We start from the raw sequence: 18,151 nt of genomic DNA on the forward strand, positions 1-18,151 counted from the left end.
GCTTTTCGGCTGCCGCACTCGACCTGGGCATGACGCCGTCGGCGGTCAGCCGGCACGTCTCCCGGCTGGAAGCCACGCTCGGCGCCAGCCTGCTGCAGCGGACCACGCGCGCCTTTGCATTGACTGAGCTGGGCCAGTCGGTCTACGCCGCCTGCGCCCGCATGACCGCGGCAGCGCGCGACGTCACCGCGCTGGCCGGCGAGCACGGCGGCACGCCGCATGGCGTGCTGCGCGTGAGCGCGCCGGTCTCGTTCGGGCAGGCCTGGCTGGCGCCGCGGCTGCCGGCGCTGCTGGCCAGATACCCGGGGCTGGACCTGCAGCTGACGCTGGCCGACCGCATGGTCGACCTGGTCGAAGAAGGGATGGACGTGGCCGTACGCATCGCGCGCGAACTGGCGCCCGGGCTGGCTGCGCGCCCGCTGCGCGAGGTGCGCTACCGGCTGGTGGCCTCGCCCGGCTACCTGGCCCGCCACGGCACGCCGGCCACGCCCGCCGACCTGCCCGCCGCACGCTGCCTGTACCTGGGCTACGGCAACTTCGGCGAGCGCTGGGCCATGCGCCACCAGGCCGGCGGCGAGAAAGTGGAGGTGCGCATCCCGCCGCGCCTGACGCTGAACAACAGCCTGGCGATCATGAGCATGGTGGAGCGCGATGCCGGCATCGGGCTGGTGCCGGACTTCTCATTGGGCGATGCGCTGGACCAGGGCCGGGTCGTCACCGTGCTGGCCGACTGGGACATCCTCGAGCCCTACATCGGCACGGCCTACGCGGTCTACACGCCCACCCGGCATGTACCGCCCAAGGTGCGCGCCTTTGTCGATCACCTGGCCGGCACCGCCGACGACGCGCCGCGCTGATCACCGCGCCGACTGGCCCAGGACCCGGCGCAGCAACCACAGCATCGCGCCGCGCACGCGCACGGCATCGGCCCCGGCCTCGATCTCCAGCGCGGCCCGGTCGAATGCCGCCGACAGCAGCGGCGCCACATCGCCCTGCGGGTCCACGCCCGCGGCCTCCAGCCCCTCGCGCAGCGTGCGGGCGGCGTTGGCGTCGTCCAGCGCGAGCATTTCGCGCAGTCCCAGCACCGCCGGCCCTTCCACCAGCAGCAGGCGCGTGCGGCCCGGCACCGTCATTGCGTCCAGGTAGGCCTGCGCCCCGGCGATCAGGGCGTCCGCGGCATCCAGCCCCGCGGGCGCCGCGGCTTCAATATCGTCCGCCACCGCGGCAGCCTCCTCCGCCAGCACGTGCCGGAACAGGTCGCGCTTGTCGGCGAAATGGTGGTACAGCGCGCCGCGCGTGATGCGGGCGGCGGCGCAGATGTCAGGGGTAGAGGTCTCCCCGTAGCCGCGGCTGACAAACAGCGTGCGCGCGGCATCGAGCAGCGCCTGCCGGGTTGCCCCGGTACGTTCGCGGTTGGATCTGGCCACCATTGCCTCCTTGCATACATGCAGCCTGTATCTTAATATGGATTTACATACAGGCTGCATGTATCTGAATAACAGAGGAGCATCCATGAAAATCACCAGCTACTACCCCGTCATCATGACCGGCGAGGTTGCCGGCACGGCCGCGTTCTACCAGCGCCATTTCGGCTTTGTGGCGCTGTTCACCAGCGACTGGTACGTGCACCTGCAACTGGCCGGCGATCCGTCGGTCAACCTCGCGGTGCTGGACGGCACCCACGAGACCATCCCCGCCCCGGCCCGGGGCCAGCGCGCCAGGGGATTGCTGCTGAACTTCGAAGTGGAAGACCCGGATGCGGTCCATGACCGCCTGCGGGCGGCCGGGCTGCCGATCCTGCTGCCGCTGCGCGACGAGGCCTTCGGGCAGCGGCATTTCATTACCGCCGACCCGAACGGCGTGCTGATCGACATCATCAAGCCGATCCCGCCGTCGGGGGAGTTTGCCGCGCAGTACGAGGCGGGCGCGCTGCCCGGCTGACGCGCCTGGCTCAGGCCGCGCAGACCCGGTACACCGCCAGGCTGCCGCGCCAGTTGCCGCCCCAGTTGACGGTCACGCCTTCGTGCATCACCACGCGGTCGATCACGCGCAGGCCGACCTTGGGCGCCAGCGCCTCGAAGTCGCTGATGGTCAGCACGCGCACATTGGGCGTGTTGTACCACTGGTAGGGCAGAGATTCCGATACCGGCATGCGGCCGCGGAACACCGACAGCCGGTGCGGCCAGTAGCCGAAGTTCGGGAACGAGACGATGCACTCGCGCCCCACCCGCAGCGTGTCGCGCAGCACCTGCGCGGTGTTGTGGATGGTCTGCAGCGTCTGCGACAGGATCACCGTGTCGAAGCTCTTGTCCTCGAACAGCGCCAGCCCGCCCTCCAGGTTCTGCTGGATGACATGGACGCCCTTCTGCGCGCACGCCAGCACGCCTTCGTCGCGGATCTCGATGCCGTAGGCCTGCACGTCGAGTTCGTCCTGCAGCACGCGCAACAGGCTGCCGTCGCCGCAGCCCAGGTCGAGCACGGTGGAATGGGGTTCGATCCAGCGCGCGATCGCGCGGAAATCGGGGCGCAGCGCCAGGATATTGGGATTGGCCAGTGCGTTCATGCGCCGATCTCCTCTGCGATGCGGTCGTAGTAGGCGCGCATCAGGTTGTGATAGCGCGGGTCGTCGAGCAGGAAGGCATCGTGGCCGTGCGGCGCATCGATCTCGGCGTACGAGACCGGGCGCTTGTTGTCCAGCAGCGCCTTGACCAGCTCGCGGCTGCGGCTGGGCGCGAAGCGCCAGTCGGTGCCGAAGCTCGCCACCAGGAAGCTGGCCTGGGTCTGCGCCATCGCGCGCGTCAGGTCGCCGCCGAAGGCCAGCGCCGGGTCGAAGTAGTCGAGCGCGCGCGTGATCAGCAGGTAGGTGTTGGCGTCGAAGTATTCGGCGAACTTGTCGCCCTGGTAGCGCAGGTAGCTCTCCACCTGGAACTCGACATCGAACGAGAAGCGGATGTCGTCGGTCTTCAGCTCGCGGCCGAATTTCTCGGCCATGTCCTCGTCCGACAGGTAGGTGATATGGCCGATCATGCGCGCCACGCGCAGGCCGCGCTTGGGCTTGACGCCATGCGCGTAGTAGTTGCCGCCGTGGAAATCAGGGTCCGACAGGATGGCGCTGCGCGCGACCTCGTTGAAGGCGATATTCTGCGCCGACAGCTTGGGCGTGGACGCGACCACGATGCAGTGGCGCAGGCGTTCCGGGTACAGCAGGCTCCAGGCCACCGCCTGCATGCCGCCCAGGCTGCCGCCCATCACCGCGGCGAACTGCGTGATGCCGAACGCGTCCGCCACGAGCGCCTGCGCATTGACCCAGTCTTCCACCGTCACCACCGGGAACGCCGCGCCGTAGGGCGCGCCGGTGGCCGGATTGAGGCTCATCGGGCCGGTCGAGCCGAAGCACGAGCCCAGGTTGTTGACGCCGATGACGAAAAAGCGATTGGTATCGAGCGGCTTGCCGGGCCCGACCATGTTGTCCCACCAGCCCACGTCGCGCGGGTCTTCCGCATAGACGCCGGCCACATGGTGCGAGGCATTGAGCGCGTGGCACACCAGCACCGCGTTGGAGCGGGCCGCATTGAGCGTGCCATAGGTCTCGACCATCAGGTCGTAGCCGGCAATGGACGAGCCGTTGCGCAGCTTCAGCGGCTCGGCAAAGTGCATGCGCTGCGGCGCAACCACGCCGACCGAATCGGGCGGCAGGTCGAACGCGGCAGGCGCGGCGGTCGGCAGGGCGACATCAGTCATGGAATCCGGCCCGTGGCGAACGGGCATAAAAAAACCCGACCGGCATTTGCGTATAAAGCGTCGCAGCCAAGTCGGGATTCACTGGATTCCTTGCGGGATTCCGCGTGCCGGCGCCATCCACTACCGTGGAGGCATGGGGCGCCGACCCAACCTCTTTAGCCGCATTTGTAGTGGCAACCCGGAACTTGGTCCCTTGGCTGCCGCGCGCCCGCAAGCCAGTCATCAAATCGGCGCGACCGGGCAATTATAGAGCAATCGGCCCGGCATGTTGATTTAGAACCCATTTCACAATGAAGATGGGGACGCGTTCAAGCCAGGCGCGGCGCAGGCTAGGCGCGGGCCGCCGGCCTTGGTCATTCCAAGGTCAAGGCCCGTAACGACGCATGCGCCGCGCCTGGCTTGAACCCGAAGGGAAGGCTGCTGCCGGGCCCCTTCTTCATTGTGAAATGGGTTCTTAACCCAGCAAGACCCTCAGGTGCGCCTCGGCATGGTCCGACGGCGACTTGCGGAAGCCGCTCTTGGCATAGCGGTGCCACTGGCCCTGCACCACCGCCATGATCAGCGCCGCGCGTGCGGGAATATCGGCATCCGCCGGGAACGCGGCCTGCGTCACCGCCATCTTCAGGCACTGGCGCAGCGAGGCCTCAATGCGGTCCACCACCTGGTTGATGCGCTCCTGCAGGCGTTCGTGCTCGCCCACCAGCGCCTCGCCGGTCAGCACGCGCGTCATGCCAGGGTTCTTCTCGGCAAACGACAGCAGCATGCGCACAATGGCGTGGGCCTGGCGCAGGCCGTGCTCTTCCTTGTCGGTGATCTGGTTGATCAGGCCGAACACGGTCTGCTCGATAAAGCCGATCAGGCCCTCGTACATCTGCGCCTTGCTGGCGAAATGGCGGTACAGCGCCGCCTCCGACACGCTCAGGCGCGCGGCCAGCGCCGCCGTTGTGATCTTCTCCCCGCGCGGCTGCTCCAGCATGGTGGCCAGGGTCTGCAGGATCTGCACGCGGCGCTCGCCCGGGCGCGGGCGCTTGCGCGCCGGCGTGGCCGGCGGCTGGCCTCCGTCCTGCGCATCCTGCGCACTGCCTGAAATGACCGCCTCTGGCTCGCGCCCGTTGCTTTGCGTCATGACCCGATTCTCCGCATTCGTCGTTGGAGTTGATGCATCGATTGTACTTTTATGTCCACATAGGCCGGCCGGTTCGGCACGCGGGCGCGCACGCGCCGCACGTTGTCGGGCTGCGCCTGCGGTGCCTGGGTCTCCGCGGCCACCAGCGTCACCGACTGCTCCTGCGCGGCGTGGCCGACATGGCGCCGGTCCTCCGCCTCCAGCGTCGAGCGTACCGCGGCATCGCGCCGGCTGCCGTCGTCGCGCACCGCGGGCACCTCATGCGGGCGCGATGGCGCGATCGTGCGCAGGTAGCCCGTCACCCACGCGGTGCGGATGCCGGTGCCGGCATAGCGCTTGAGGTGCGACACGGTGTCTTCCACCAGCACCGCGCGATGTGGCGCGATGCGGGTCTGCACCAGCAACCGGCGCAGCATGCGGCGGTCCGGCTTGGGCCGCAGGTGGCCATGCACCCACATCTGCTCGATTGCCACCACGCGCTCGAAGCAATGCCGTATGCCCGCTATCTCCAGCACCGCCCGCGCGTAGTCCTGCGGCGCATTGGTGACCAGGATCTTGCGCCCCGGCAGGCGCCGCAGGTGCGCGGCCAGCCCGCGCCGCACCCGCACCATGTCGGCCAGCGCCGGGAATTCATGCGCGGCGCGCAGGAAGTCAGCCGGATCCACGCCGTGGTGCCGGATCATGCCGAGCAGCGTGGCGCCGTAGCGCTGCCAGTAGTCCACGCGCACGCGGCTGGCGGTGGCCTCGTCGCAGCCGAGCACGCGCGCCACGTAGTCGGTCATCAGCCGGTTGATGGCCGGGAAGATCGCGTGCGAGGCGTCGTGCAGGGTGTTGTCGAGATCGAACAGCCAGACCGTATCGCCCGAGGTATTGCCCGCGGGGCGGCGGCAGAGGCGAGCGCGGACACGGCGCGGAGAAGGAAGACTTGAAGGCACGCCGGGCAAACTCGGAGGGTGATGGGATAACCGGGGCGGCCGGCCGCTGCCGGCACCGCCCCGAGGCTCCGCTCAGTGCGAGCGGATCATGGTGCCGAAGGCCTGCTCGGTCAGGATTTCCAGCAGCAGCGAATGCTCGATGCGACCGTCGATGATGTGCACCGAATGCACGCCGCTCTTGGCCGCATCCAGCGCCGACGAGATCTTCGGCAGCATGCCGCCCGAGATGGTGCCGTCGGCGAACAGCTCTTCGATCTCGCGCGCGGACAGGTCGGTCAGCAGGTTGCCCTTCTTGTCCATCACGCCCGGGATGTTGGTCATCATCACCAGCTTCTCGGCCTTCAGGATCTCGGCCATCTTGCCGGCAACCACGTCGGCGTTGATGTTGTAGGCCTGGCCGTCGTCGGAGAAGCCGATCGGCGAGATCACCGGGATAAAGGCGTCGTCCTGCAGCGCCTTGACCACCGCGGGGTTGATCGCCTCGATGTCGCCGACGTAGCCGATATCGATGAACGCCCCCGGGTTCTCGCGGTCCGGCATCTGCAAGCGCTTGGCGCGGATCAGGCCGCCGTCCTTGCCGGTCAGGCCCACGGCCTGGCCGCCGTACTGGTTGATCAGCATCACGATGTCCTGCTGGACCTCACCGCCCAGCACCCACTCGACCACTTCCATGGTCTCTTCGTCGGTGACGCGCATGCCCTGCACGAAGGTGCCGACCTTGCCGACCTTCTTCAGTGCCTCATCGATCTGCGGGCCGCCGCCGTGCACCACCACCGGGTTCATGCCGACCAGCTTGAGCAGGATCACGTCGCGCGCGAACCCATGCTTGAGCTTCTCTTCGGTCATGGCATTGCCGCCGTACTTGACCACGATGGTCTTGCCGTGGAACTTGCGGATATACGGCAGGGCCTCGGCGAGGATCTCGGCTTTCAGCGCGGGAGCAATGGCGGCCACCGTGGTTGCGGCAGGCCCGGGGTTGTCGGCGTTCATGGGGGACATCCGTGAGAATCAACAGGTATGATGGCTAATCGGCCACGTAGCCAGGGATAACCAACGGGGATCGCCCGAAAGTGCGCCATCCGGCCATGGCAGGCGCCGATTTTACAAGAAACCGCGCGGGGCGCGAGTCAACCGGCCGAACGTGGTCCCGCGAACCGCCTGCAAGCGCCCCACGGGGCACCAACGCGTTCCGTCCACGCAACAACGTGCCACCACTCAGCCGTTTGGCCTGCGCCGCGGCACAGCGTTCCCCACCTTGGCCATCATGCCCGCCGCCAGCCGCCTCTTGCCAGCCAGCATCCCCGATTTCCCGCCAGCGCCGAGAAGCCAGCCATGAGCGACGCCTCGACCGTGCTGACCGGCCAGCTGCGCCCGGTCGAACATTGCAGCCACTGCGGCGCGGGCTTTGTCTGCGGCTATGTGGCGGGGCTGCCCGAGTGCTGGTGCGCCAGCCAGCCGCTGCTGCCGGCGCGGCGCATCGTGCCGGGCCAGCATTGCCTGTGTCCGGCCTGCCTGGCAGCGCGCCGGCAAGCGGCTCAGGAACCTGATTCCGCCGCTGGCTGAGGCGCCGGCCCGGGCCCTGCGGCACTGCCCCACTGCATCACCAGCATCCCCGCCACGATCAGCGCCGCGCCCGCCAGCCGCGCCGGCGTGAGCGCGCGCACCGCAAATCCGGCCAGCCCGAACTGGTCCACCAGCAGCGCCGCCAGCACCTGGCCCGCCACCACCGCGGCGATAAAGCCCGCGGCGCCCAGCTTCGGCGCCATCATCAGCGCGGCCGAAATATAGAACACCCCAAGCACCCCGCCGATCCAGAGCCAGCCCGGCGCGCGCGCCAGTGCCGCTGGCGCCGGCAGCGGCACGCGCATCAGCCACAGCACGGGCAGCAGCGCCGCCAGGCTGACCAGCAGCGACACCAGCGTGGCCGACAGCGGATGCCCGAGTGTGCGCCCGAGGGTGGCGTTGGCGCCGGCCTGGAAGGGGATCGCCGCGCCGGCCAGCACGGCCGTGCCAAGCGGCAGCCAGAGTGAAACCGGGAAGGAAAACGGCAACTGGGTGCCTGACATGAAGCGCTCCATAGGGCAAGATGCGATGCCAGCAGTTTGAAATATCGCAATGCGAATTTCCAATTCTGCTTTCGTACGTTTATTATTCGCCGAATGAATAGCCTACGCGGAATCGACCTCAACCTGCTGGTGGTGCTCGAAGCACTGCTGGCCGAGCGCCATATCTCCCGCGCCGCGCTGCGGCTGCACCTGAGCCAGCCGGCGGTCAGCCACGCGCTCGGGCGCCTGCGGCAGCTGCTCGACGACCCCATCCTGGTGCGCGGCAAGGGCGGCCTGGTGCTGAGCGCGCGCGCCCATGAGCTGTCCGGCCCGCTGGCCGAGGCGCTGGCGCAGGTGCGCATCCTGCTGGGGCCGAGCGGCTTCCAGCCGGCCACCGCGCGGCGCAGCTTCCGCCTGGCCATGTCCGACTACGGCGCGCTGGTGGTGCTGCCGCGGCTGCTGCGCGCGGTGCGCAAGGCCGCGCCCAATATCGACCTGGTGGTGTCGCAGGCCAGCCGCGAAGGCATGACCGCCCAGGTGGCCGATGGCGAGATCGACATGGCGCTGGGCGTGTTCACCCACCAGCCGGAAGGCGTGAAATCCGCCGAGCTGTTCTGCGAGAGCTATGCCTGCGCGGTGGATGCCGCCACCGTGCGCGACAGCGGCCGGCTTGACCAGGTGGCCTACCTGGCGCGCTCGCACGTGCTGGTGGCCACGCACAGCGAACGCATGGACGCGATCGACACGGCGGTGGCCAAGCTGGGGGGACGGCGCAAGATCGCCTGCGTGGTGCCGCACTGGAGCGTGGCGCCGGCGCTGATCGCCGGGACCAACCTGGTGCTGACCACGGCACGGCGCAGCCTGGCCGCGCTGGAAGAGGACCCGCGCTACGCCGTGTTCGCGCCGCCGTTTGCGCTGGACGACTTCACCTTCAGCATGATCTGGCACGAGCGCACCGAAGCCGATCCCGCCCACGCCTGGCTGCGCGAGCGCGTGCTGGCCGCGGCGGCCAGTCAGGAATCGGAAGAGCCGATCAGCTTGCGCGGCTGACGGCGCACCCCCGGCTTGGCTGGCGCCGGGGGCTGGGCATCACGGCGCTGCGCGGGAACAGCAGGTGGCCTGGCGGGGCGCGTGTCGCCGCGAAAGACCAGCTTCTGCCGGGTGCCGTGCTGCTTGTTGGCCATGATGGCTGGATGGGTGGATGGACGAGGCCGGCCCCGTCAGGCGCTCAGTGCTTGTGTTCGCCGTGGCCGCCGCTCGCGCCGGCGGCGGCGGGCACCATGTCACGCACTTCAGCCGTGACCTTCTGCTCGATCATCTTGCCGCCCTGCTCGATCTTCAGCGTGATGGGCACGGTGTCGCCCTTCTTGAGCTGCGCCTTCAGGTCCATCAGCATCACGTGGTAGCCGCCCGGCTTCAGCTCGACGTCCTTCATCTTTGGCAGGTCCAGCGACTTGACCTGGCGCATGCGCATCACGTTGCCTTCCATCTTCATCTCGTGCAGCTCGGCCGCGGCCACCGGCGACGACACTCCGATCAGCTTCGCGTTGTCGTGCGCGTGCAGCACCATGAAGGCGCCGGAGGCAGTCTGGGTCGGCACCGTGCCGCGCACCCAGGCGTTGCTGACATCGACCTGGGCCAGCGCGGCGCCGGACGCCAGCGCGGCGGCGAGGGCGACCGATGCGGCCAGCGTGGCCGAGCGGAATTTGGCTTGCATGAAAGGCTCTCCTGAAAGCAGACATTAGACCATGGCGATGCCCGCCCGTGCATGCCCCAGGCAACCCCGCCATGCGGCGCACAGCCGGCTAGTCTGGCAGCCCGACCGGCGCAGCGCCAATGCGGCAAGGTGTCGCACGCACCAGTGCCCCGTGGCCGCATTGATACACTCGCGCCATGACCACCGCCGCAGCCGTGACCCGCTTGCCCGACCTCCCCTTCCTGTCGCCACTGCCGGCGGGCACCTCCGCCCGCCATGGCCAGGTGACGCTGCGCCGGCTGTTCTGGCTGCGCTGGGCACTGCTGGCGGGACAGGCGCTGACCGTGCTGAGCTGCGAGCCCATCGCCGGCATCCGCCTGCCCTACGGGCCGCTGCTGGTGGTGTTCGGCCTGCAGGCGCTGTTCAACCTGCTGACCGGCCTGCGCCTGCGCCAGCACACGCGGCGCAACAGCGCCCCTGGCGAGGCCGAGCTGATGGGCCAGCTGCTGGTGGACCTGACCGCGCTGTCGGCCATCCTGTTCTACACCGGCGGCGCGACCAACCCCTTTGTCTCGTTCTACCTGCCGGGGCTGGCCATTGCCGCCGCCATCCTGCCGTGGCGCCAGGTGATCGCGCTGGCGCTGTACGCGCTCGCCTGCTACACGCTGCTGCTGTTCGAATATGTGCCGCTGGACCTGCACAACCCGGACAACGCGGTGAACTACCACCTGGCCGGCATGTGGCTGAACTTCGTTGCCAGCGCGGTGATGATCGCGCTGTTCGTGGCGCGCCTGTCCGGCGTGCTGCGCCAGCGCGAGGCGCAGCTGAACCTGGCACGCGAGCAGCTGCTGCGCGAGGCGCGCGTAGAAGACCTGAACGGCCAGGCCGCCGCGGTCGCGCATGAGATCGGCACGCCGCTGGCCACGCTGGCGGTCATCGCTGGCGAGCTGCGTGCCGATGCCTCCGACGCGGGCCGCGGCACCTCCGCAATCAACAGCTACCTGCCCGACCTGCAGACCATGGAGCAGCAGCTGGCGCTGTGCCGCACCACGCTCGCGCGCCTGCGCGAAGACCCGGCCACGCTGGCGCCGCAGCGCATCGACGGCTGGCTGCCGGCCTTTGCCGAGCGCTGGCAGCTGCGCCACCCCAACGCCAGCCTGCAGGCCAGCGCCACGCCGGGCGCCGGCGCGCAGGCGGTGGAAACCGCGCGCGTGGGCCAGATCCTGACCATCCTGCTGGACAACGCCGCGCGCAGCCAGCAAGCCGCCGGCCGCGGCCAGGAGCCGCTGCAGCTGCAGATCGCCATGGCGCCCGGCAATACCGCGCCGTGGCTGTCGTTCCGCATCGCCGACCACGGCGACGGCATTCCCGAGATGCTGCGCGGCCAGCTGGGCGAAACCCCGGTGGCCAGCCAGCACGGCGGCCAGGGCATCGGCCTGTACCTGGCGCAAAGCGCCGCCCGGCAGATGGACGGCGAACTGGCCTGGCATGACCGCGCCGGCGGCGGCACCGTTGCCGAGCTGCGCCTGCCCGCGCTGTCCACCCTTTCCGCATCCGCCGCCGCCACGGCACCACGAACCCCATGACCGACACCCTCACCCCGGTACCCGAAGCCACCGCACCGGCTGGCACGCCCTTCCTGGTCATCGACGACGACGAAGTCTTTGCCGGCACCCTGGCCCGCGCGCTCACGCGACGCGGCTATGCCGTGCAGGTGGCGCATGACGGCCGCACCGCACTGGCGCTGGCATCACGCATCGAGTTTGCCTATGTCACGCTGGACCTGCACCTGGAGCCGCCGCCGGATGCCGGCAGCACCGTGCCCGCCGAATCGGGGCTGCAGCTGGTGTCGCCGCTGCGCCAGGCGTTGCCGGACGCACGCATCCTGATCCTGACCGGCTACGCCAGCATCGCCACCGCGGTGGCCGCGGTCAAGCAAGGCGCGGACGAATACCTGGCCAAGCCGGCCAATGTCGATTCGATCCTGACCGCGCTGATGGCGGGCGTGTCCGAAGATGCGGCGCAGGCCGCGCTGGAAGAACCGGTGCCGCTGTCGGTGGCGCGGCTTGAGTGGGAGCATATCCAGCGCGTGCTGGCCGAGCATGACGGCAATATCTCCGCCACGGCACGGGCGCTGAACATGCACCGGCGCACCTTGCAGCGCAAGCTGGGCAAGCGGCCGGTGTCGCGGTAAAGAAAAAGGCCGCGCGGATTGCGCGGCCCTTCCGGTGGCAACTGCTGCCGGCGTTACAGGCGCAACTGGACGTAGTCCCAGTCCAGCCCGTCGGCGCTGCCCTGCGGCTTGCTGCCCTGCGCGACGATGCGCATGGCATCGCCGGCATGCCGGTCGGCCAGCGTGAACAGGCCGCCAGAATCCAGCGCCAGCTTCGCGGCCGCGGCAGTGGCCGCGCCGCGCGAGCCCGATTGCGCAGCCTCGGCGGCGGGCACGGCGGGACGGATGCAAAGGAAGGCCGTCGCGGCGGCCAGCGCGGCCAGCAGGCCGCCTGTGGCCAGCACGACACGGCGGGTCTTGTAATGGACCATTCGATTTCTCCTGCCAGTGAGTTGAGTGGGATGCGGTGGCTCCCGCACCGGTCAATCGACCGTCAAGGTGACGAAGGGTCGCATTGTCGGGCCGTTGCGCGCCAGCGTGCTTACCAATGCTTACGCTCCTTACCCGCATGTGGCAGCCGGATACGTACGGATATGTGAAATCCGTTCCCGCCAGGGGCGGAAACTGGCCCACAGACGCAAAAAGGGCGCACCGTGGTGCGCCCCTCCCGCATTCCGCCCGTATTGCCTTACAGCACGTAGCGCGACAAATCCTCATTGACCGCCAGGTCACCCAGGCGCTCATCGACATATGCCGCGTTGATCGTCACGGTCTCGCCCGACGACTTGGTCGCATGGAACGACAGGTCTTCCAGCAGCCGCTCCATCACCGTGTACAGCCGGCGCGCGCCGATGTTCTCCACCTTCTCATTGACCGAGAAGGCGATCTCCGCCAGCCGGCGGATGCCGTCATCGGCAAACACCAGGTCGACCGATTCCGTGCTCAGCAGCGCCTGGTACTGCTTGGTCAGGCTCGCATCGGTCTGCGTCAGGATGGCCTCGAAGTCCTGCACGGACAGCGAATCCAGCTCGACCCGGATCGGGAAGCGGCCCTGCAGTTCGGGAATCAGGTCGCTCGGCTTGGACAGGTGGAACGCACCCGAGGCAATGAACAGGATGTGGTCCGTCTTGATCATGCCGTACTTGGTGCTCACCGTGGTGCCTTCCACCAGCGGCAGCAGGTCGCGCTGCACGCCCTGGCGCGACACCTCGCCGCCGCCGATCTCGCTGCGGCTGGCGATCTTGTCGATCTCGTCCAGGAACACGATGCCGTTCTGCTCGACATTGGCGATGGCCTTGTGCTTGAGCTCCTCGTCATTGACCAGCTTGGCGGCCTCTTCGTCGATCAGCAGCTTGAAGGCTTCCTTGACCTTCATCTTGCGGCGCGCCTTCTTGCCCTGGCCCAGCCCGGCAAACATGGTGCGGATCTGCTCGGTCATGTCTTCCATGCCCGGCGGGCCCATGATATCCATGCTCGGCATGCCGGCGGAGAGTTCCAGCTCGATTTCCTTGTCGTCGAGCGAGCCTTCGCGCAGCTTCTTGCGGAACACCTGGCGCGTGTTGGAATCCTTCTCTTCCGGCTGCGAGAAACCGATATCGCGCGCCGGCGGCAGCAATACATCGAGCAGGCGGTCCTCGGCCGCGTCCTCGGCCTTGGTGCGCACCTTCTTCATCTCGGACTCGCGCGTCTGCTTGATCGCCATCTCGGCCAGGTCGCGCACGATGGTGTCGACATCGCGGCCGACATAGCCCACCTCGGTGAACTTGGTGGCCTCGATCTTGATGAAGGGCGCGTCGGCCAGCTTGGCCAGGCGGCGCGCGATCTCGGTCTTGCCGACCCCGGTCGGGCCGATCATCAGGATGTTCTTGGGAGTGATTTCCTGGCGCAGGGGCTCGGCCACCTGCTGGCGGCGCCAGCGGTTGCGCAGCGCCACCGCCACGGCCTTCTTGGCCTTGTTCTGGCCGATGATGTGCTTGTCGAGTTCGGAAACGATTTCCGACGGGGTCATGGTGTGCGACATGGTATCCGTTCAGTGGGGGCGCGCCGGCCTGCGCGGTGGCCGGCCTGCGCTTATTCCAGCGTCTCGATGACGAAGTTGGTGTTGGTATAGATGCAGAGCTCGCCGGCAATGGTCAGCGCCTTCTCGACCACGTCCTTGGGCGCCATTTCGGTGTTCTCGACCAGCGCCTTGGCGGCCGACTGCGCATACGCGCCGCCCGAGCCGATCGCGGCGATGCCGCCCTCGGGGTCGAGCACGTCGCCGTTGCCGGTGATGACCAGCGTGGTGTCGCGGTCGGCGGTGATCAGCATGGCTTCCAGCCGGCGCAGGGCGCGGTCCGAACGCCAGTCCTTGGCCAGGTCGACCGCGGCGCGGGTCAGGTTGCCCTGGTACTTTTCCAGCTTGGCCTCGAAGCGGTCCAGCAGCGAGAAGGCATCGGCGGTGCTGCCGGCAAACCCGACCAGGACCTTGCCGTTGTAGATGCGGCGCACCTTGCGCGCGGTGCCCTTCATCACGATATTGCCGAGAGTGACCTGACCATCACCGCCGAGTGCGACCTGATTGCCGCGGCGGACGCTGACGATGGTAGTGCCGTGATACTGTTCCATGGTGGCTTCCGTGAATATGTCAGGACCCTAGTTGGCGACGCCCCCGGCGGGTTTCAAGGCCCTCGCGTGCGCCGGGCGCGGTCTGACCAATATAGGATGCCTGCCGCCACGTTGCCCGGCGCCGCGCCCAAACAAAAAGGGCCATGCGTTGCCGCATGGCCCTTGTCCGCGACGCGCGGGGCCACTGGCCCGCGCGCCTCGCGCATCACTCCACCAGATCAGTCCGCATACACGCCGGCCTTCTTGATCACCGGGGTCCACTTGTTGATCTCGGCGGTCAGGAGGGTGCGCAGCGAATCCGGCGTGGCGCGCTGTGCCGGCGCGGCTTCGGCGCCCAGCTCGGCCATCTTGGAGCGGAAGGTCGGGTCGGCCACGGCCTTCTGCAGCGCAGCCGACAGCTTGTCGATCACCGGCTTGGGCGTGCCCTTGGGCGCGTACATGGCGTGCCAGACCTTCACTTCCACGCCCGGCAGGCCTTGCTCGGCCGCCGTCGGGATATCCTTGAACGCTTCCACGCGGCGTGCCTGCATGGCCGCGTACGGCTTGACCGAGTTGGCCTTGAGGTGGCCTGCGAGATTGGTGGTCTGGTCGCACAGCAGGTTGACCTGGCCGCCCAGGATATCGGTTAGTGCCGGCGCGGCGCCCTTGTACGGCACGGTGGTCAGTTCGGTCTGGATCGCGCTCTGGAACAGCAGGCCGCACAGGTGCGAAGCCGAGCCGATGCCGGCATTGGCCAGCGACAGCTTGCTGGCGTTGGCCTTGAGGTACGGCAGCAGGTCCTTGAAGGTGTTTGGCGGCAGCTGCTTGTTGCCGACCAGGATCATCGGCACGTCGGCGATTTCGCCGACCATCTCGAAGTCCTTGAGCGGATCGAAGCCCAGGTTGCGGTACAGCGCCGGGGCCGTGGCCATGCCGATATGGTGGATCAGCAGGGTGTGGCCGTCGTTCTTGGCCTGGGCCACCTTCTTGGCGCCGATGGTGCCGCCGGCGCCGCCGAGGTTCTCGATGATCATGGTCGCGCCCAGATGCTTGGACATGATCGCGGTCAGCTCGCGCGAGAGCTTGTCGGTCGGACCACCCGCGGCAAACGGCACCACCGCCGACACCGGCTTGCCGCCAGGATATTCCTGGGCGTACGCGCCCGACGCCACACCCATTGCGCTGACTGCCAGCGCGGCCGCGACCATCTTTATTACTCGTTTCATGCTCTCTTCTCCTGATTCCCTTTGATACCCGTCTTGCAATGCGTTGCCGCCGGCCCGGCCCCTGCTTGTGCGGGGCGCATCTGGCGCGGTCTCTGTGGCGGCGCTCTTGGACCATGCCGGCTGGCTCGGCTGCCCCTGCCGTAAAACGGCAAGGGCGGGCCTTGATGTTAGCAACTCCAGACAATACGCAGGTATAGGGGCTAACCCGCTTGCAATCAGCCGCATATGGCGGGAAACGGGGAGGATATGGCAGAGATCGGATGCAAAGGCATGCGTTTGTGACACCCGGTGCGGCCTAACGGAAGAAACCGAGCATTTCCTCAAGCAGAGGTTCGGCGGCCTCTTCCGGGATGTAGTGCCCGCACGGCAGCGCCTGGCCGCTGATGTCGGTCGCCACCTCCTGCCACAGCGCCAGCGGCTCGAAGCAGCGCGCCACCACGCCGTGCTCGCCCCACAGCACGCGCAGCGGCAGCGCCAGCCGGCGCCCGGCCTCGCGGTCGGCGCGGTCGTGCTCCAGGTCGATGGTGGCGGCGGCGCGGTAGTCCTCGCACATGGCATGCACGCGCGCCGGGTCGCGCATCGCCGCGGTGTAGGCAGCCATGGCGTCGGGGGCGAAGGGCGTCAGGCCCGCGTGGCGCAGGCCCATCAGCTTCTCGATGTAGAAATCGGGCTCGGCGTTGATCAGCGTCTCGGGGAACGGCGCCGGCTGGATCAGGAAGAACCAGTGCCAGTAGGCTGCGGCAAAGGCCATGCTGGTGCGCTCGTACATCGCCAGCGTGGGCGCGATGTCCAGCAGCATGGCGCGGCTGACCGCGTCCGGATGGTCCATGCACAGCCGGTGCGCGACGCGGGCACCGCGGTCGTGGCCGCACAGCGCAAAGCGCTCGAAACCGAACGCCGTCATCAGCGACACCTGGTCCTGCGCCATGGTGCGCTTGCTGTAGTGCTCGTGGCCGGCATTGCCGGGCGGGGCCGAGCTGCTGCCGTAGCCGCGCAGGTCGGTGGCGATCACCGTGAAGTGATCGGCCAGCGCCGGCGCCACCCGGTGCCAGATCAGGTGGCTCTGCGGGTGCCCGTGCAACAGCAGCAGCGGCGGTCCCGAACCGCCGCGCACGCCGGCGATCTCGACCTCGCCGACACGCTGCCGGAAGGGTTCGAAGTTCGGGAACAGCAGCGCGCTGGCGTCATTCAGCATGGGTCGTCTCCGCTTCTAAGGGTCGTCCTGTGCCGATCATAGGCGCAAACCGCCTCATCGGCGTGGCTGCGCCGGCTTCGCCATTCGGCCCGCTGACGCAACTGAATTGCATCAACCGGGGGCCTATGGTTAAATCCGCCCATGACCCGTCCCAGTCCGGACCGGCCGGCCGCTGTGCCGGAACCGGCGATCCCCACCCCTGAGTCCCTGGAAGCCGCCCACGAGCGCCTGCGCCAGCTGGGCGCGCGCGTGACCCAGCCGCGGCTGTGCATCCTGGCCTGCCTGATCGGCAGCGAAGAGGCGCTGACGCACCAGGCCGTGATCGACCGCCTGCCCGAACCGGGCGAGACCATAGACCGCGTCACCGTCTACCGCGTGCTGGACTGGCTGGTGGAACAGGGCGTGGCGCAGAAGCGTGCCGGCAACGACCGCGTGTTCCGCTTCAGCCTGGTTGAACACGAGGCCGCGCGCGCGCAGGAGCACCGCCAGCACAGCCATTTCCACTGCACCCGCTGCGACCGCACCTTCTGCCTGGACGATGCCAGCGCGCCGGCTCCGCCGGCCGCGCCGCGCGTGCCCAGCGGCTTTGCCATCGAACATGTCGAACTGACCGTAAACGGCGTCTGCGCCGAGTGCGGCAAGCGTGCGCCCGCCTCGCCTGGCGGCGCTTCGCACTGAACGGCAATCTCTCATACCCGGAGAACAACAATGTCCAAACTGACCCCGGTCACGATCCTGACCGGCTTTCTCGGCAGCGGCAAGACCACCCTGCTCAAGCGCATCCTGAACGAGCAGCACGGCATGAAGATCGCCGTGATCGAGAACGAGTTCGGCGAAGAGAACATCGACAACGAGATCCTGGTGCAGGACGGCCGCGAGCAGATCGTGCAGATGAGCAACGGCTGCATCTGCTGCACCATCCGCGGCGATCTGGTGCAGGCGCTGTCGACGCTGCTGACGCGCCGCGACGCCGGCGAGATCGACTTCGACCGCGTGGTGATCGAGACCACGGGCGTGGCCAACCCGGGCCCGGTGGCGCAGACCTTCTTCATGGACGAGGAAATTGCCTCGCGCTACCTGCTCGACGCGGTGATCACGCTGGTCGACGCCAAGCATGCCCACCTGCAGCTGGACAAGCAGGAAGAGGCGCAGCGCCAGGTTGGCTTTGCCGACGCCATCTTCATCACCAAGTCCGACCTGGTGACCGAAGCCGACGTGGCCGAGCTGCGCCACCGCCTGCTGCACATGAACCCGCGCGCGCCGATCCGTCTGGTCAACTTCGGCGAGGCGCCGATCGACACCATCTTCGACCTGCGCGGCTTCAACCTGAACGCCAAGCTGGAGATCGACCCGGAATTCCTGCGCGCCGACGACCATGACCACGATCATGACCATGAGCATGGCGAGCATTGCGGCGACGACTGCGGCCATGACCACGGGCACGACCATGCGCACGGCCATGGCCACGCGCACGACCACCACCACCAC

Annotated in this window: 21 protein-coding genes; 8 read left to right on the forward strand and 13 right to left on the reverse strand. The window is 68.2% G+C overall.

Annotated elements, in window-relative coordinates:
* A partial coding sequence (locus tag AC3WQZ_RS27470) for a LysR family transcriptional regulator (protein WP_492301622.1) occupies positions 1-857 on the forward strand: 857 nt, incomplete at its 5' end.
* Here AC3WQZ_RS27470 and AC3WQZ_RS27475 read toward each other — a convergent pair.
* Positions 858-1,430 carry a TetR/AcrR family transcriptional regulator gene (locus tag AC3WQZ_RS27475; protein WP_010813302.1) on the reverse strand — a complete coding sequence of 191 codons (573 nt, stop codon included), beginning with the start codon at positions 1,428-1,430 and terminating at the stop codon, positions 858-860. It abuts the gene before it with no gap.
* Between the two features lie 82 nt (positions 1,431-1,512).
* Here AC3WQZ_RS27475 and AC3WQZ_RS27480 point away from each other — a divergent pair, with 82 nt between their 5' ends.
* Complete coding sequence (locus tag AC3WQZ_RS27480) at positions 1,513-1,941, forward strand: VOC family protein (protein WP_011614403.1); 429 nt, start codon at positions 1,513-1,515, stop codon at positions 1,939-1,941.
* Between the two features lie 10 nt (positions 1,942-1,951).
* On the opposite strand, the gene metW is transcribed toward AC3WQZ_RS27480, so the two are convergent.
* The 5 genes from metW to argB all read right to left on the reverse strand — a co-directional run bounded on the left by metW (position 1,952) and on the right by argB (position 6,792).
* On the reverse strand, positions 1,952-2,563 hold the full coding sequence (gene metW / locus AC3WQZ_RS27485; RefSeq protein WP_010813300.1) for a methionine biosynthesis protein MetW: 612 nt from the start codon (positions 2,561-2,563) through the stop codon (positions 1,952-1,954).
* Positions 2,560-3,741, reverse strand: coding sequence for a homoserine O-succinyltransferase MetX (metX, locus tag AC3WQZ_RS27490; protein WP_011614402.1), 1,182 nt, complete (start codon positions 3,739-3,741; stop codon positions 2,560-2,562). Before metX ends, metW begins: the two co-directional genes overlap by 4 nt.
* 454 nt (positions 3,742-4,195) lie before the next feature.
* The gene (gene slmA, locus AC3WQZ_RS27495) at positions 4,196-4,867 is read right to left on the reverse strand and encodes a nucleoid occlusion factor SlmA (protein ID WP_439671167.1); all 672 of its coding nucleotides are present in this window, start codon (positions 4,865-4,867) and stop codon (positions 4,196-4,198) included.
* Positions 4,864-5,802, reverse strand: a complete 939-nt coding sequence (locus tag AC3WQZ_RS27500; RefSeq protein ID WP_010813297.1) for a pyrimidine 5'-nucleotidase — start codon at positions 5,800-5,802, stop codon at positions 4,864-4,866. The genes slmA and AC3WQZ_RS27500 overlap by 4 nt, the downstream gene beginning before the upstream one ends.
* Before the next feature lie 72 nt (positions 5,803-5,874).
* Positions 5,875-6,792, reverse strand: coding sequence for an acetylglutamate kinase (gene argB / locus AC3WQZ_RS27505; protein WP_010813296.1), 918 nt, complete (start codon positions 6,790-6,792; stop codon positions 5,875-5,877).
* 342 nt (positions 6,793-7,134) lie between these two features.
* Between argB and AC3WQZ_RS27510 the strand changes: the two genes are divergently transcribed.
* Complete coding sequence (locus AC3WQZ_RS27510; RefSeq protein WP_010813295.1) at positions 7,135-7,365, forward strand: cysteine-rich CWC family protein; 231 nt, start codon at positions 7,135-7,137, stop codon at positions 7,363-7,365.
* Here AC3WQZ_RS27510 and AC3WQZ_RS27515 read toward each other — a convergent pair.
* Positions 7,338-7,868: a DMT family transporter gene (locus tag AC3WQZ_RS27515; protein WP_011614400.1), complete on the reverse strand. Its 531-nt coding sequence runs from the start codon at positions 7,866-7,868 to the stop codon at positions 7,338-7,340. The genes AC3WQZ_RS27510 and AC3WQZ_RS27515 overlap by 28 nt on opposite strands.
* Before the next feature lie 93 nt (positions 7,869-7,961).
* Between AC3WQZ_RS27515 and AC3WQZ_RS27520 the strand changes: the two genes are divergently transcribed.
* A complete protein-coding gene (locus AC3WQZ_RS27520) occupies positions 7,962-8,897 on the forward strand; it encodes a LysR family transcriptional regulator (RefSeq protein WP_010813293.1) in 936 nt (311 codons plus the stop codon).
* A 178-nt stretch (positions 8,898-9,075) separates the two neighbouring features.
* Here AC3WQZ_RS27520 and AC3WQZ_RS27525 read toward each other — a convergent pair whose 3' ends face one another.
* On the reverse strand, positions 9,076-9,564 hold the full coding sequence (locus AC3WQZ_RS27525; RefSeq protein WP_492301624.1) for a copper chaperone PCu(A)C: 489 nt from the start codon (positions 9,562-9,564) through the stop codon (positions 9,076-9,078).
* Between the two features lie 176 nt (positions 9,565-9,740).
* Here AC3WQZ_RS27525 and AC3WQZ_RS27530 point away from each other — a divergent pair, with 176 nt between their 5' ends.
* Both AC3WQZ_RS27530 and AC3WQZ_RS27535 read left to right on the forward strand, forming a co-directional pair.
* Entirely contained in the window at positions 9,741-11,129 is a 1,389-nt protein-coding gene (locus tag AC3WQZ_RS27530) for an ATP-binding protein (RefSeq protein WP_058698553.1), read from the forward strand.
* On the forward strand, positions 11,126-11,737 hold the full coding sequence (locus tag AC3WQZ_RS27535; RefSeq protein WP_011614398.1) for a response regulator transcription factor: 612 nt from the start codon (positions 11,126-11,128) through the stop codon (positions 11,735-11,737). The genes AC3WQZ_RS27530 and AC3WQZ_RS27535 overlap by 4 nt, the downstream gene beginning before the upstream one ends.
* Positions 11,738-11,790: 53 nt before the next feature.
* Here AC3WQZ_RS27535 and AC3WQZ_RS27540 read toward each other — a convergent pair whose 3' ends face one another.
* From AC3WQZ_RS27540 to AC3WQZ_RS27560, 5 genes are all read right to left on the reverse strand, one after another.
* A complete protein-coding gene (locus AC3WQZ_RS27540) occupies positions 11,791-12,087 on the reverse strand; it encodes a hypothetical protein (protein WP_492301626.1) in 297 nt (98 codons plus the stop codon).
* Between the two features lie 257 nt (positions 12,088-12,344).
* Complete coding sequence (hslU, locus tag AC3WQZ_RS27545; protein WP_010813288.1) at positions 12,345-13,676, reverse strand: ATP-dependent protease ATPase subunit HslU; 1,332 nt, start codon at positions 13,674-13,676, stop codon at positions 12,345-12,347.
* A 50-nt stretch (positions 13,677-13,726) separates the two neighbouring features.
* On the reverse strand, positions 13,727-14,263 hold the full coding sequence (gene hslV, locus AC3WQZ_RS27550) for an ATP-dependent protease subunit HslV (RefSeq protein ID WP_010813287.1): 537 nt from the start codon (positions 14,261-14,263) through the stop codon (positions 13,727-13,729).
* A gap of 218 nt (positions 14,264-14,481) precedes the next feature.
* Positions 14,482-15,468, reverse strand: coding sequence for a tripartite tricarboxylate transporter substrate-binding protein (locus AC3WQZ_RS27555; protein ID WP_011614396.1), 987 nt, complete (start codon positions 15,466-15,468; stop codon positions 14,482-14,484).
* A gap of 295 nt (positions 15,469-15,763) precedes the next feature.
* Positions 15,764-16,663: an alpha/beta fold hydrolase gene (locus AC3WQZ_RS27560; protein WP_010813285.1), complete on the reverse strand. Its 900-nt coding sequence runs from the start codon at positions 16,661-16,663 to the stop codon at positions 15,764-15,766.
* A gap of 141 nt (positions 16,664-16,804) precedes the next feature.
* Here AC3WQZ_RS27560 and AC3WQZ_RS27565 point away from each other — a divergent pair, with 141 nt between their 5' ends.
* Both AC3WQZ_RS27565 and AC3WQZ_RS27570 read left to right on the forward strand, forming a co-directional pair.
* The gene (locus AC3WQZ_RS27565; protein WP_010813284.1) at positions 16,805-17,341 is read left to right on the forward strand and encodes a Fur family transcriptional regulator; all 537 of its coding nucleotides are present in this window, start codon (positions 16,805-16,807) and stop codon (positions 17,339-17,341) included.
* Positions 17,342-17,371: 30 nt separating this feature from the next.
* Positions 17,372-18,151: CobW family GTP-binding protein (locus AC3WQZ_RS27570; protein ID WP_492301628.1), on the forward strand; the 780-nt coding region annotated here is incomplete at its 3' end.

This window comes from Cupriavidus sp. FW305-26 (assembly GCF_058787975.1).